Source organism: Bailinhaonella thermotolerans, from assembly GCF_003594875.1.
In the GTDB taxonomy this organism is placed as follows: domain Bacteria; phylum Actinomycetota; class Actinomycetes; order Streptosporangiales; family Streptosporangiaceae; genus Bailinhaonella; species Bailinhaonella thermotolerans.
The window spans coordinates 347,973-361,488 of record NZ_QZEY01000004.1; the positions used below are offsets into that span (position 1 = coordinate 347,973).

Annotated in this window: 9 protein-coding genes and 2 tRNA genes; 2 read left to right on the forward strand and 9 right to left on the reverse strand. The window is 75.7% G+C overall.

Features of this window, described 5'->3' with window-relative positions; translation table 11 throughout:
• Nucleotides 1-417 precede the first annotated feature (417 nt).
• Complete coding sequence (locus tag D5H75_RS14080) at nt 418-1,161, forward strand: DUF2306 domain-containing protein (protein WP_119926881.1); 744 nt, start codon at nt 418-420, stop codon at nt 1,159-1,161.
• A 22-nt stretch (nt 1,162-1,183) separates the two neighbouring features.
• On the opposite strand, the gene D5H75_RS14085 is transcribed toward D5H75_RS14080, so the two are convergent.
• The 6 genes from D5H75_RS14085 to orn form a co-directional block, all read right to left on the reverse strand.
• Nucleotides 1,184-1,257 (reverse strand) — tRNA-Lys (locus D5H75_RS14085).
• Nucleotides 1,258-1,298: 41 nt separating this feature from the next.
• On the reverse strand, nt 1,299-2,159 hold the full coding sequence (locus tag D5H75_RS14090) for an alpha/beta fold hydrolase (RefSeq protein ID WP_119926882.1): 861 nt from the start codon (nt 2,157-2,159) through the stop codon (nt 1,299-1,301).
• A gap of 9 nt (nt 2,160-2,168) precedes the next feature.
• Nucleotides 2,169-3,998 (reverse strand): AMP-binding protein, encoded by a 1,830-nt coding sequence (locus D5H75_RS14095; protein WP_119926883.1) that lies wholly within the window; start codon nt 3,996-3,998, stop codon nt 2,169-2,171.
• Nucleotides 3,999-4,290: 292 nt separating this feature from the next.
• Nucleotides 4,291-4,539: a helix-turn-helix domain-containing protein gene (locus D5H75_RS14100; protein WP_119926884.1), complete on the reverse strand. Its 249-nt coding sequence runs from the start codon at nt 4,537-4,539 to the stop codon at nt 4,291-4,293.
• Between the two features lie 375 nt (nt 4,540-4,914).
• A tRNA-His gene (locus tag D5H75_RS14105) sits at nt 4,915-4,987 on the reverse strand.
• An 81-nt stretch (nt 4,988-5,068) separates the two neighbouring features.
• Nucleotides 5,069-5,683: an oligoribonuclease gene (gene orn / locus D5H75_RS14110; RefSeq protein WP_119926885.1), complete on the reverse strand. Its 615-nt coding sequence runs from the start codon at nt 5,681-5,683 to the stop codon at nt 5,069-5,071.
• Nucleotides 5,684-6,032: 349 nt separating this feature from the next.
• Here orn and D5H75_RS14115 point away from each other — a divergent pair, with 349 nt between their 5' ends.
• Nucleotides 6,033-8,021, forward strand: coding sequence for a hypothetical protein (locus D5H75_RS14115; RefSeq protein ID WP_119926886.1), 1,989 nt, complete (start codon nt 6,033-6,035; stop codon nt 8,019-8,021).
• 108 nt (nt 8,022-8,129) lie between these two features.
• On the opposite strand, the gene D5H75_RS42995 is transcribed toward D5H75_RS14115, so the two are convergent.
• The 3 genes from D5H75_RS42995 to D5H75_RS14130 all read right to left on the reverse strand — a co-directional run bounded on the left by D5H75_RS42995 (nt 8,130) and on the right by D5H75_RS14130 (nt 13,222).
• Nucleotides 8,130-9,410, reverse strand: coding sequence for a DUF2510 domain-containing protein (locus D5H75_RS42995; RefSeq protein ID WP_242454225.1), 1,281 nt, complete (start codon nt 9,408-9,410; stop codon nt 8,130-8,132).
• A gap of 72 nt (nt 9,411-9,482) precedes the next feature.
• Nucleotides 9,483-11,201: a hypothetical protein gene (locus D5H75_RS14125; protein WP_119926887.1), complete on the reverse strand. Its 1,719-nt coding sequence runs from the start codon at nt 11,199-11,201 to the stop codon at nt 9,483-9,485.
• Nucleotides 11,201-13,222: a serine/threonine-protein kinase gene (locus tag D5H75_RS14130; protein WP_202638132.1), complete on the reverse strand. Its 2,022-nt coding sequence runs from the start codon at nt 13,220-13,222 to the stop codon at nt 11,201-11,203. The genes D5H75_RS14125 and D5H75_RS14130 overlap by 1 nt, the downstream gene beginning before the upstream one ends.
• Nucleotides 13,223-13,516: the final 294 nt, after the last annotated feature.

Sequence of the window (13,516 nt, forward strand, 5' to 3'; positions counted from 1 at the left end):
CCCGCCCATCAATCTCCACCCCAACCTCCCACAATCAGGCCAAACACCCTCCCACACAAACCTCCGCCAAGGCGACTCCCATACCAGCCCCGTCCAGATCCGCCCGGCGCTCCCCGGCCAGGGGTTTTCCGGGCGACGGCTCCCGGCGCGCGGGGAGAGCCGGGCGCGGTGCGGGTCCGCCGTCGTCAGCCCGGTGGGGGACGGGAGGTGTACGGCCATCGGCCCAGGTGAGGCCCGCCCCGCACGCGCGGCAGAGGCTTCTCGTGGGATCGCGGCCCGGCCGGTGTACGCCGATCCGCGTAGCCGGGGTCCCGCCTCAGGGCCGATGCCCGGGCGCGTCGCGGCGGCACATGATGAGCGACGTCAGGCATGCCGGGGTTCCTCACCCCGCCCTCACCGTCAGCCCTGGGATACGCGATGACCGACCATCGGAGCGGGAGCGCCGCCACCCATCGGAGCGGGACCGCCGTCACCACGCCGCCGCGAGCCCGCAGGGCCTGGCTGCTGCTCGTCGTCGCGGCGGCGTTCGGAGCCGTGCTCGCCGCCCCCTATCTCGGGCTCGACAGCGGGGACAGCCGGCTCGACGTGACGGGCCGCCCGCACTACTACCTGCTCGTCGCGCACATCTTCACGGCGCTGGTCGCGCTCGTCCTCGGCCCGTTCCAGTTCATCCCGGCGATCCGGGCGCGCCGGCGGGCGCACCGCGCGATCGGGCGCTGCTATCTCCTCGCGGGAGTGCTCCCCTCGGCGCTGACCGCCGTACCGGTGGCGCTGCTCTCGGGCCGCCTCGTCTCCCAGATCGGCCTGACGATCCCCGCCGTCCTGTGGCTGGTCACCGGCTGGCTCGCGGTCAGGGCCGCGCGCCGCCGCGACTTCGCGCGCCATCGGCGGTGGATGATGCGCAACTACGCGCTCACCTTCCTCGCCGTCACCTCGCGCGTCCTGGTGCCGCTCCTCCTGCTGGCCCAGGTGCCGTTCGGTGGCGCGGGCGCGGGCTCGATCGGCGACGACGTCCGGTCGGTGATCCCGATCGGGCAGGCGCTCGGATGGATCGTCAACCTCGCCGTCGTGGAACTCCTCATCAGGCGGCCCCGCTCGCGCCGAGCCCGCGACGCGGCCACGGAGCGCCCGGAAAGCGAGGAAACCCCAGTCCGGTCGTGACCGGCTGGGGTTTCCTCGTCGGTGCGCCGCCAGGGACTCGAACCCCGGACCCGCTGATTAAGAGTCAGCTGCTCTAACCAACTGAGCTAGCGGCGCATCTCGTGGGAAAAGTCTAGCAGGGGTCCGGGGTGCTTATGTCACGGTACGGCGGGGCGGGGGACGGCCCGGTCGAGCCAGGTGACGAGGGCGGTGAGGACCTCGTCGCGGTTGGTCTCGTGGAGCATCTCGTGGCGGCCGCCGGGGTAGAGGGCGGCGGTCAGGTGGATGAGGCCGGCCTTGCGGTAGCGGTCGAGGAGGGGGTCCAGGCCGGGGTGGAGGGGGTCCTGGTCGCCGGCCAGGACGTAGACGGGGAGGTCGGGGCGGACGCGGGAGAGCTCGGCGGGGTCGGCCAGGCGCGGGGCGTCGCGGAGGATCTCGGCGACCGCGGCCGGGGGGAGGGTGAAGCCGCAGGCGGGGTCGGCCGCGTAGGCGTCCACGCGGGACTCGTCGCGGGTGAGCCAGTCGTACGGCGTGCGCGCGGGGGCGAAGGCGGCGTTGAGGGCGGCCGGGTCGAACACGGACTCCGGGAGGAGGTCGAGGGCGGCCGTGCCGGAGAGCACGAGCGCGTCGAGCTCGTGGCTGTGGTCGAGCACGAGGTGCTGCGCCGCCCAGGAGCCCAGGCCGTGGCCGAGCAGGATGACCGGGTGCGGGGACTCGACGTCGCGGATGTGCCGCAGGATGGCGACCATGTCGCCGATCATCCGGCGCCAGCTTGACGGGCCGGGGTCGCCGAGCCGGCCGGGGGCGGCGCTGCGCCCGTGGCCCCGGTGGTCGTGGGCGTAGACGGTGTATCCGGCGGCGGTCAGGCGCGCCGCGACCTCGCGATACCGGCCGGAGTGCTCGCCGGCGCCGTGCGCGATGTGCACCGTCCCCCGCCGCGTGGCCGCGTCGGACGCCCACCGGTAGGCGTAGATCGCCTGCTCGTCCGGGGAGGGGAAGATGCAGGTGGTCTCGGTCACTGAGCGCTCCTACGGGTGATGGTCCTGCGCCTTCAGTTCCGGGAAGTCCTCTTCACGGAATTCCAGCGGACCGCGTTCCCCGCGCAGGCGGGCGTCCTCGGCCAGCGCCCGGAGCTCCACCCGGCGGATCTTCCCCGAGATCGTTTTGGGCAGGTCGGCGAACTCGATCACTCGAACCCGTTTGTACGGCGAGAGCGCGCTTCTCGCGTAAGCCAGGATAGACAGCGCCGTGTCGGCGCGTGGTTCGAATCCCGCAGCCAGAGTTATATATGCCTTCGGCCGCGCGAGCCGTACGGGATCGGGCTCGGGGACGACGGCGGCCTCGGCGACGGCCTCGTGCTCCAGCAGCACGCTCTCCAGTTCGAAGGGCGAGATGCGGTAGTCGGACGCCTTGAACACGTCGTCGGTGCGGCCCACGTAGGTGATGTACCCGTCCGCGTCCCGGGAGGCGACGTCGCCCGTGTGGTAATACCCGTCGCGCATGGCGTCCGCGGTGCGCTCGTCGTCGTCGCGGTATCCGGTCATGAGGCCGAGGGGTCGCCGTGACAGGTCGAGGCAGATCTCGCCGTCGTCGCCGGGCTCGCCGGTGACCGGGTCCACCAGGGTCACGGCGTACCCCGGGAGCGGGCGGCCCATGGAGCCCGGCCGTACCGGCTGGCCGGGGGTGTTGCCGATCTGGGCGGTGGTCTCGGTCTGGCCGTAGCCGTCGCGGACCGTGACGCCCCACGCGGCCTCGACCCGCTGGATGATCTCCGGGTTCAGCGGCTCCCCGGCGGCCACGGCGGTGCGCACCGGGCATTCGCCGAGGTCGGTCTGGACGAGCATGCGCCAGACCGTCGGCGGGGCGCAGAACGTGGTGACGCCGCAGCGGCGCAGCACCTCCAGCAGCCCGTCGGCGGAGAACCGCGTGTAGTTGTGCACGAGCGCGCACGCGCCGGCGTTCCAGGGCGCGAAGACGTTGCTCCAGGCGTGCTTGGCCCAGCCGGGGGAGGAGACGTTGAGGTGCACGTCGCCGGGGCGCAGCCCGATCCAGTACATCGTGGACAGGTGCCCCACCGGGTACGACGCGTACGTGTGCTCGACCAGCTTCGGCCGCGCGGTCGTGCCCGAGGTGAAGTACAGCAGCAGCGTGTCGCTCACCGGGGTCGCGCCGGTGGGCTCGAAGTGCGGCTCCACGTCGTACGCGTCGGTGTACGGCAGCCAGCCGTGCACCGGGCCCACGCTGATCTTGGTGAACGCGCCCGTGACCGACTGGAACTTGCCGGTGTCGGCCGCGCCGGTGATCACATGGGCGACCCGCCCGCGGTCCACGCGGTCCTGCAGGTCGGCGGGGGAGAGGAGGGTGGTCGCCGGGATCACCACCGCGCCCAGCTTCATGGCCGCGAGGATCGTCTCCCACAGTTCGACCTGGTTGCCCAGCATCAGCAGGACGCGCTCGCCGCGTTCCACGCCCTGCGCGCGCAGCCAGTTGGCCACCTGGTTCGACCGCAGCGACATCTCGCGGAAGGTGTACCGGGCGTCGGAGCCGTCCTCTTCCACGATCCACAGCGCGAGCCCGTCGGGGTCCTCGCGCGCCAGCACCCCGTCGAACCAGTCCAGCGCCCAGTTGAACTCGCCGAGCTCCGGCCACCGGAACCCCGCGCGCGCGGCGTCGTAGTCGTCGGCGTGCGCGAGCAGGAAGTCCCGCGCCGCGCGGAACCCGGCGACGCCGCCCCGGGCGGCCGGGGCCGCCGGATCAGGCCGGGACCCGGTGTCCTGCGGATGGTCCTGCCGGGGGTCCCGCTGTGAGTCCTGCCGGGGGTCCTGGTGGGAGTCCTTCTGGGGGTCACTGACAGCCATGTGAGGAATCCTGACACCTGACAGCACACCGCGTAAGGGGGTTCGCGCGATCCCGCCGTCTTCCGTCCGGGCACGGCTCCCGCCGCCGCCAGACGGGCGGGCGAGCGGGCGGGGAAGCGGGTACGGCGGCGCGGCGCCGCGGTCCGATGCGGGTACGGCGGGCGGGACCGGTGCCCAGCGGCCGGCCGGTACGGCGGGGCGGGCGGGCCCGGTACGGCGGGCGGATCCGGTACGGCGGGCGGGGCGCGGCGCCGGGGGTGAGGGCGGCGCGGGACGGGGGCGCGGGGGAGGGTCAGGGTAAGGGGTCCCTCCAGAGGGTGATGGCCGTCGCCCGGTTGTCCACGCCGAGCTTGGCGTAGATCCGGTTAACGTGGTTCTTGACGGTCTTCTCGCTGAGGAACAGTCGCCGCGCGATCTCTCCGTTGGAATGGCCCGCGGCGATGAGGTCCATCACCTCGGCCTCGCGACGGCTCAGCCCCAGGGCGGAGCGGGTCGTCGCGAGGTCGGACCCGGCTTCGTACGCGGCGTCGTCGACTCTCATCCGGCCTCCGTGGCACGACACGGTCGAACCGCGAGCCCCCCGCACTGCGGCGTAGCGGATGAGTGTGAGCATATCGGCCGATTTCCAATGATGCTCGGCTATGCGTGGGTCAATTGGGGGCCGGGGTACTCCCCATGCCCCGGCTGGCCTGCGGTGTCAACCGTACGGACTCGATACGGAAACGATCCGCGACGGGCCGCTCGCGCCCACCGGGGACCCGGGTGTCGCCACCGCTCGCCGGGAGCGGGAGGCCCGGCGTGCCCGGGCGGGCCGTTCCCGGGGCCGGGCCGGGGCGGGCCGTGCCCGAAGGCGTGGCGCCGGCCGTACGGGATGCGAAAGGCCCGGCCGCGCGGGGCGGCCGGGCCTTGCTGCCAGGGTGAGTGAAGGGACTTGAACCCTCGACATCCAGGACCACAACCTGGCGCTCTGCCAACTGAGCTACACCCACCATGTCCCCCGCGAGCGGGGTACGTAGGAAAGTGTAGCGGTCTCGGCGGCCTGTTCGCGCCGCCGTGTCAGGCGGATCGGGTCACGATCCCGCGACGCCCGCCGAACCCGCGACCTCCTCGGCCGTCCGGCGGGCGGTCAGGGAGTCGGGGCCGGGCTGCTCGACGAACACGGTCTGGCGGTAGTAGCGCAGCTCACGGATGCTCTCCAGGATGTCGGCGAGGGCGCGGTGCCCGCCGGTCTTGGCGGGGCTGGCGAAGTAGACCCGGGGGTACCACCGGCGCACCAGCTCCTTGACGCTGGACACGTCGATCATCCGGTAGTGCAGGTGGGCGTCCACGTTCGGCATGTCGCGGGCCAGGAACGCGCGGTCGGTCGAGATCGAGTTGCCGCACAGGGGGGCCTTCTTGGCCTCGGGGATGTGCCCGCGGATGTACTCCAGCACCCGCGCCTCGGCCTCGCCCAGCGTCACCCCGCCCGGCAGCGCCTCCAGCAGCCCGGAGGTGGTGTGCATGTCCCGCACCACCTTCGACATCTGGTCCAGGGACTCCGGCGGTGGCTTGATCACCACGTCGATCCCCGCGTCCAGCGGCCGCAGCTCCTCCGTGGTCACCACGCACGCCACCTCGATCAGCGCGTCCCGCGTCAGATCGAGTCCCGTCATCTCACAGTCGATCCAGACCAGCCGGTCGTTCACTCCATACCCTCTCACCTGCCGAAACTCCCTGTTGAGTCTCGCACAGTGCCCACGGACGGCAGAAGACGCCCAAACCGGTCGCAGCGGCTCGGGGCCTGGCCGTGCCGGGCACGTTGTCAGGCTACGCCGCCCGGCGGACCGCGAGACCCGCCGCCGGGACGAGGACGGCCCGAATCCGGCCAGGATCGGCCAGGATCCGGTCGGGATCCGCCCGGGATCCGCCCGGGGCCCGCGCGGAACGGGCGGTACGGTCGCGTTCCCGGGGCTCCGCCGAGGCGAGGATCGCCCGGACATGATCGGATACATCCGGCGTACCCCGCTGACCGGTACCCGGAGGGAAAGGGCGGACTTGGACATCTCTCTGCGCGTGGGCGACGGCCGGCTCGTGCTCGGCGCCGCGGACGGGGCGCCGACGCGCTTCGAGCACCCGGACGCGCCTGGCCACCCGTTCATCCTGGACGAGGCCACCGAGGACTGGCACACCGCGGAGCACCGCTGGGGGAGCGGCTTCCTGGCCGGGCCCGCCGGCGCGGGGCGGTGGAACCACCCGGTCTCGCTGTCGGTCACGCCGGAGAGCGTCACTGCGGTCCACGAGGTGCTGCCCGGCCTGCGGCTGGAGGCCGAACGGCGGGGCGGCGACGTCCTCACCGAGACGTACACGCTGGTCAACGAGACCGCCGCCGACGTGCGGATCGACGCCATGGGCGTCCAGGTCCCGATCCGCGACATCTACCCCGGCTCGGCCGAGAGCCTGCGCTCCGCCTGCCACGCGCACGTGTTCACGGGCGGGGCGTGGTCCTGGCTGCTCGCCCGGCCGATGTCGGGACGGCCGCCGATGCTCGGGCTCATCCTGCGCGAAGGCGAGCTGTGGGCCTACTCGGTCGAGTCCCGCAACCCCGGCTCCGGCTCCAACGTCCGCGGCCACCTGGTCCTCCAGCCGACCGACCACGCCCGCAACCCGGCCGCGTTCGGCGGCCAGCCGCGGATCACCGTCCCGGCCGGCGGGACCCACCGGCTCTCCTGGGAGATCGGCTGGTACGACGAGGTCCCGGCCTTCCTCGCCGCCACCCGGGCCCCGGCGCGGCTGCCGCGCCTGGCCGCCGAACTCGGCGAGGGCCTGCTGGTCGAGGGGGACGCCGGGGTCGCCGCCGAGGACGCCGACGCGGTCCCGGCCGAGGGCGGCGTCGAGCTGCGCGGCCGCCGCCACGGCGTCGTCCACGTGGACATCGGGAAGCGGTCACGCACCGCCGTGCTGTTCCACCTCCCGGCGCGGGAGCTGGTCGAGCGCCGCGTCGCCTACATCCTGCGCCACCAGCGGCCGCTGGAGCGCCCCGAGCCCGCCCGCCACGCCCTGGTGCCGGTGGACACCGCGACCGGGATCCGGCGGCTCACCAGCGGCTGGTCCGACTGGTCCGACGGGGCCGAGCGCCTGGGCATGGCCCAGCTCCTCCAGCTCGCCCGCATGCGCGGCTGGGGCGACGCCGCCGAGCTGGACGCGGCCCTCGCCGGATACGCCGCCTTCGCCCGGGCCCATCTCGTCGACGGCACCGGCGCGGTCCGGTGGGGCAGCGACACGGTGAACGTGAAGCCCCGCCTCTACAACTTCCCGTGGACGGCCCAGTTCTTCGCCGACCGGCACGTCCTCACCGGCGACCCCGCCGACCTGGAACTGGCCGCCCGCGTCCTGGAACGCGCCTACGAACTCGGCGCCGCGAGCCACCTGTCCATCGGCCAGGCCGAGGCCGTCGTCCACGTCGCCGGCCTGCTCGCCGCCGCGGGCCAGGCGGGCCGCGCCGCGTCCCTTCGCGAGTCCCTGTACGGCACCGCCCGCCACTTCGCCGCCGCCGGGGCGGACCTCCCCGCCCACGAGGTCAACTACGAGCAGTCCATGGTCGCCCCGCTCGTCTCCACCCTGGCCGTCGTGTACGGCGAGACGCGCGAGGCCGCCCTGCTCCCGCCGCTGGCGGAAGCCGTACGGTGGCTGCTGGCCTTCGGCGGACCCCAGCCCCACGTGCGGCTGCGCGACATCGGCATCCGCCACTGGGACGGCTTCTGGTTCGGCCAGAACCGCCTGTACGGCGACGTCTTCCCCCACCACTGGAGCGCGCTGACCGCGGTCGCCCTGACCCAGCTCCCCGCGGAACTGCGGACCCCCGAGACCGACGGGACGGCCGAGGCGATCTTCCGCGCCAACCTCGCCAACTACCGCGAGGACGGCTCGGCCACCTGCGCCTTCGTCATGCCCTCCACCGTGGACGGCGCCCCCGCCCACCGGGAGGACCCGCTGGCCAACGACCAGGACTGGTCGCTCGCCCTCTGGCTCCGCTCCCGCCCCTGACCCGACCGGGCGGCGCGAGCCGTACGGCGCGCCGCCCGCCCGTCCCGGCACACCGTGCGGCAGGCGGTACGGCACGCGCGCCGGGGCTCCTGCCCTACGCGCCGGGTGTCAGGTGACCTGGAGGGATTCGACGATCTTGGTGACGTTGCCGGTGTCGAGGTTGTCGGGGATGGAGACGTAGAGGACGCTGGGCCCCTGCGCGGTGTCCACGACGACGATGGCGCCCGCCTCGCGCTCCCACTTCCAGCCCTGGTCCTTGGCCTCGTCGAAGGTCATGAGGAACTTGACGATCCAGGCGTCGCGGCCCCCGACCTTGTGGGGGAGGTTGGCGGTGACGTCGAGCTGGTGGGGCGGGCTGTAGTACTCCTTGTCGAACCTGGCCATCAGGAGCGCGGCGACCTCGCGCAGGCTCTCCTTGCCCGCGTAGGGGATCGACGGGCCGAGCCTGCCGGAGTAGACGGTGCCGAGCCAGTCGTTCTTCCCGTTGAACCTCTCGTGCGCGACGGTGGCGTACCCGGCCGACCAGGTCTGGTAGCGGTCCACGAGGGTGCGGGGGTCCGGCACCTTCCACGGGTCGCCGAGGAAGGCGTACGACAGGCCCGAGACTCGGTCCACGATGCGGTCGCCCTGCGGTGGCGGGGGCTGCGGGAGGCCCGGGCTGGCGGGGGGCGCGGGCGCGGAGGACCGGGGCGCCGCGGAGCCGGTCGGGAACGCCTCGGGGGTGGAGGGCTCGCCGCCCCGCGTCATGACCACGACGAGGACGACCGCCACGATCACCGCCACCGCGCCCACGCCGCCCAGGATCCACGGCACGGCCTTGGTGCTCTTGTCCGCCGGGGGCACGGCACCCGCCGGGCCGAACGGCGCGGCCGGCCCCGCGGCCGGCCCGCCCCACGGGCCCTGCTGGGACGCGCCCCAGGGCCCGCCGGGCGCCTGTCCCCGCGCTCCCCAGCCGCCCTGCCCGGGCCCCTGACCCTGCCCGGGAAGCTGGCCCTGCCCTGGGAACTGTCCCGGGCCCTGCCCCGGGAGCTGTCCCTGGCCGGGCGCGGGGCCCTGCCCGTGAGCCGAGGGCGCCCACGGCTCCTGGCCGTACCCCTGGCCCTGGCTGTGGCCCTGGCCCGGGCCGCCTCCGGTGGCGGGGCCCTGGTCCAGGCTCGCCCGTCCCCACGCGCCCTGGTCCTGCGCCGGCCGCCCCCAGCCTTCCTGGCCCTGGTGGCTCGCCTGGCCCTGCGACCCGTCGTTCCACGGCTGCTGTGCGGGCGCGGCGGCGGGGGGCGCGGGCTGGTCCGGGCGCGTGGCGTCGGTCCACCGGGAGCCGTCCCACCAGCGCAGAAGGCCGGGGACGCCGTATGGGTCGGGATACCAGCCTTGCGGGGTCTGCGACGTCATTCGGCCAGATTAGGGGAGATCGACTGGGCCGGTGCAACCGTGGCGGCACGCGTCCCCGATCCCCGCGCCGGGTCAGCAGCGGTAGAAGAACCGGGCCTGCGCCTCGGCGGGTTTCGGGGTGAGGATCCGCAGCGTGGCGACCGCGTTCAGCTCACCCGTCCCCCGTACGGCCCAGCGCAGGTGGACGCGTACCGACCGCTGGCCGCCGCCCACGCTCTGCACCAGCTCGCCGGACCGCTGCCCGTCGTTCCTGAGCCACTGGTAGGTGATCTGGCCGGGCCGGCCGTTCGTGTGGATCACGCCCACGAGGTCGGTCGTGGAGTCGCAGCCGACCACGTCCCGGGGGCCCTGGACCGACACCCCGGTCACGGCCAGCTCCGGGCCCCGCGTGAGCCAGAACGCGACGCCCGCGGCGATCACCAGCGAGAGCGCGACCAGGAAGAACGCGACCTTCCTGCCCCGCCGCGCGGGCCGCCGGCGCGGAGCCGCCTGGTGCTCCCGCCCGGCCCGCCAGATCCGCGCCGCCGTCCAGTCGTCGGGGATCCCCGGCCCGAACCGCATGACGAGGTCGCGCTCGTCCTCCTCCGACCCGGCCCGCCGCTCCTCCCCGGCGGCGCGCGGCCGCTCCGCGGGCCGCTCCCGGTCCGGGTACGGCTCCGCGCGCCGCGACTGCTCCCCGTCCAGGAGCAGCGTCCGCGCCAGATCCCCCTGACCATCCCGCGAACCGCCGTCCCGGGAACCGCCATCCTGGGAACCGCCGTCCAGCGGAGCGCCGTGCCGGGCAGCGGCGTGCCGGGCCCCGCCGCTCCGGGAACCGCCCTCCCGCGAGCCGCTGTCCGGGAAACCGATGTCGGGGGAGCCGTTGTCCGGGGAGCCGTGGCCGCCGCCGCCTCCGCCGTGCGCCGCGCCCCGGGGCTCGCCGGTCCGGCCGCCGCTCCGCGGGCCCGCGGCATACGGCTCGGCGGCCTCCGCGCGGCCGTACTCCGGGCCGGTCGCGCCCTGGTCGTCCGCCGTGTCCGCCGTGTCCGCCACGGTGAGGATCTCGTCAGCCGACCCGGCGGGCGAGGCGGTCTGCCTCGCGGTGAACCACTCCGCCGCCTCCGCCAGGCCCGCCCGCTGCGGGAACCCGGAGGGGAGCGTCTCCCGCTCGCCCGCGAGCACGCCGCGCGCCGCCGTCAGGCCCCGCGCCTCGGCCGCCTCCGCGCACCGCCGGAACAGGTCCGCGCAGTCCGGGTCGTCGGCGGCCCACGCCGCCGCGAGCGTGCGTGTCATGGCCGCCCACCCCGCCACGTCCCCGGCCCGGCCGGGGATCACGTCGCGCACGGCCGCCGCCAGCCCCAGCTCGGCCAGCAGCGCGGTCCCGTCGGGGCCGATCACGACGTTCGCCGGCTGGACCGCGCCGTGGGCGAGCCCGGCCGCGTGCACGGCGATCAGGGTCTGCGCGACGTCGTCGAGCACCGTGGCGGCGTGCCCGGCGTCGAACAGCAGCTCGCCCGCCTCGTCCGCGGCCAGCAGGTCCGTCAGCGCGGGCGCGGCGGGCCCGGCGGTCAGCAGCCAGACCTGGTCCCGCGTGGACACCAGGTCGGCGATCGGGAGCAGCCCGGGCAGGCCCAGGTCCCGGTCCTCGGCCACGGCCTCCACCAGGCGGTCCAGCGCGCCCTCGGCCGCGAGCCTGGACATGTCGAAGCGCAGCGCCCCGGCCGCGTTCCCGCCGGGGGCCGTCACGATCTCCCAGACGCCCAGCTCGGAGGCGCGGGAGTGGCCGGTGAGGCGGTATCCGGCGACGCCCATCAGCCGTTCCCGTCACGAGGGCAGCGGGCGGCGGGGCGCCGGGCCGAGGCGGTCCGATCCCCGGCCGTGACCCGTACGCCCCAGTACCCGCCGCAGGGCCGTCTGGGCAGGGTCGCCTCGAAGGTTCGGCGGTAGGCGGTGGAGCCGGTCAATCTCACCGAAGTAGTGTGCACCGTCGCGGCGCGCTTGCCCAGAGTGAACACCACCGAAAGGGGGACCGGGCCCGGCCCCGAGGTCTCGACCAGGACGCGCGCCCGCGCCGAGGTCCCCGGTCCCAGCCGCATCCCGGCGATCGCGACCTTCGTGACCTCCGGTTCCGGGCATGGCGGGGCGACCGCCCGGGCCTCCCGCGCCACCCCGCCCGCGACGACCCGCACCCCCCACGGCCGCCCGCACACGTCCCCCGGATAGGCGTGGGAGAACACCCGGACGTACTCGGTCCCGCCGGACAGCGCCGTGGTGACCGTCCGGACGGCCGTGCCCTCCGCCCCGGCCGTGAACGTCACCGCCAGCGGCAGCGCCTCGCGCCCGGGCGCGGTCACGGTGACGGCCACTTTCCCCGTGGCCCCGTCCATCCGCATCTCCCCGAACCCGACCCGGGCCGCCCGCACCGCGCCGCCGCCCGTCCCGCCAGGCCCGCCCGATCCGCCGGCTCCGCCCGGCCCGCCGGACCCGGAAGGCGCGGAAGGCGCGGAAGGCGCGGGATCCTCCGGAGCCGGGGGAGCCGCCCGGGGCCCCGGCGGCGGAGAGGGCGCGGCGTCTCCGATCACGGGAGCCCCCGGCGTGCCCGCGGGTGCCGCGGCGGGCACGCGCCCTTGCACGGTGGACGTCACCGCCACGCTCACCCCGCCGGAGCCCCACCCGCTCCGCGCCAGATGGACCCCCGCGACGCCCACCGCGCCCGCCATCGCCATCCCCGCCACCGTCACCAGCGCGTCCCGCACCCGCGCCGCCGCCCGGCCACCGTCCCCCCGGTCACCGTCCCCCAGGCCACCGTCCCTCCGGCCCGTCCCGGCCTCGCCCGGCTCGGCCGCGCAGCCCCCCGGCGCGGGGGCGGCGGGCACGAGGGGCGGGACGCCGCGGACGGGGACATCGCCGAGGGGGAGGCCGCTGAGGGGGAGGTCGCGGCCGGGGACGGCCCGGCGGAGCAGCTCCGACAGGTCGCCGCGGCCCCGGGCCCGCCAGCGCTCGCCGTACGCCGCCGCGGCCGCGGCCTCCACGCGGCCCGCCAGGTCGGCGGCGGAGGGCCGTTCGGCCGGGTCCTTGGCCAGCCCGGCCTCGACGAGGGGGCGCAGCGGGGCGGGCACGGCGGCGAGGGGGACCGGGGCGGACTCGTGCAGCCGGCGCAGCTCCGCGAGCGACCCCGCGCGGTACGGCGGGACGCCCGTCAGGCAGGCGTGGAAGACGGCGGTCGCGGCGTAGACGTCCGCCGCCGCGCTCCCGGCGTAGAGGCCGGCGGCCGCGTCGCCGTACAGGTCGGCGGCCGAGCCCACGCCGGCGGCCCACCGCTCAGGGGCGAGGTACGGCGGCGCGCCCGCCACCCCGATCCGCGCGTCGGGCACCGCGAGCCCGGTGTCGGCGAGCTTGACCTCCCCGTCGGCGCGGACGAGCACGTTCCCCGGCCGGCAGTCCCGGTGCGGCACGCCCAGCGCGTGCGCCGCCGCCAGCCCGCGCAGCACCCGTTCCCACACCACGAGCGCCGCCTCCGGCCCGGCGGCCTCCCCGCCCGCGAGCAGCCGGCGCAGCGGGGCCCCGTCCACGGCCTCGGTGACCAGGGCGGCCCCCGCCAGCGCCTCGGCGTACTCGTACACCCGCACGACCTCGGGCACGTCGAGCCCGGCCAGCAGCCGCGCCTCGTCCCTGAACCGGGCCAGGAACTCCTCCCCGCGCCGCGCGCCGCCGAGATACCGCACGACGACGGGCACCCCCGTCCCCCGGTGCACCGCCAGCACGACGCGCCCGCCGCCCCCCGCCGCGAGCTCGCGCACCTCGTCGTAGCCGGACACCGCCCAGGAGCCCATGCCGCCTCCCTGCCGACCCCACGACCTGTCACGGCATCCTTCGCCCGCCCCCTTGCAACCCCCTTGCCGCCCGCTTGCAGCCCCTTCCCCGGGCCCGTCGCGCCCTGCCCGCCCGGAGTCCCGCCCGGAGTCCCGCCCGCCGGACGCCTCCGCGGACATCCGCCTGGTCCTTCCGTACGGCCCGCGCCCTCCCCGGCCTCAGGGCCGGCGCCGGAAGCCCCCGGCGCGTGCCTCCGGAGGGCCGCACAGGCGGGGCGGGCGCGCCGGTCCGCGGGCGGCCGCACCGGAACCCGG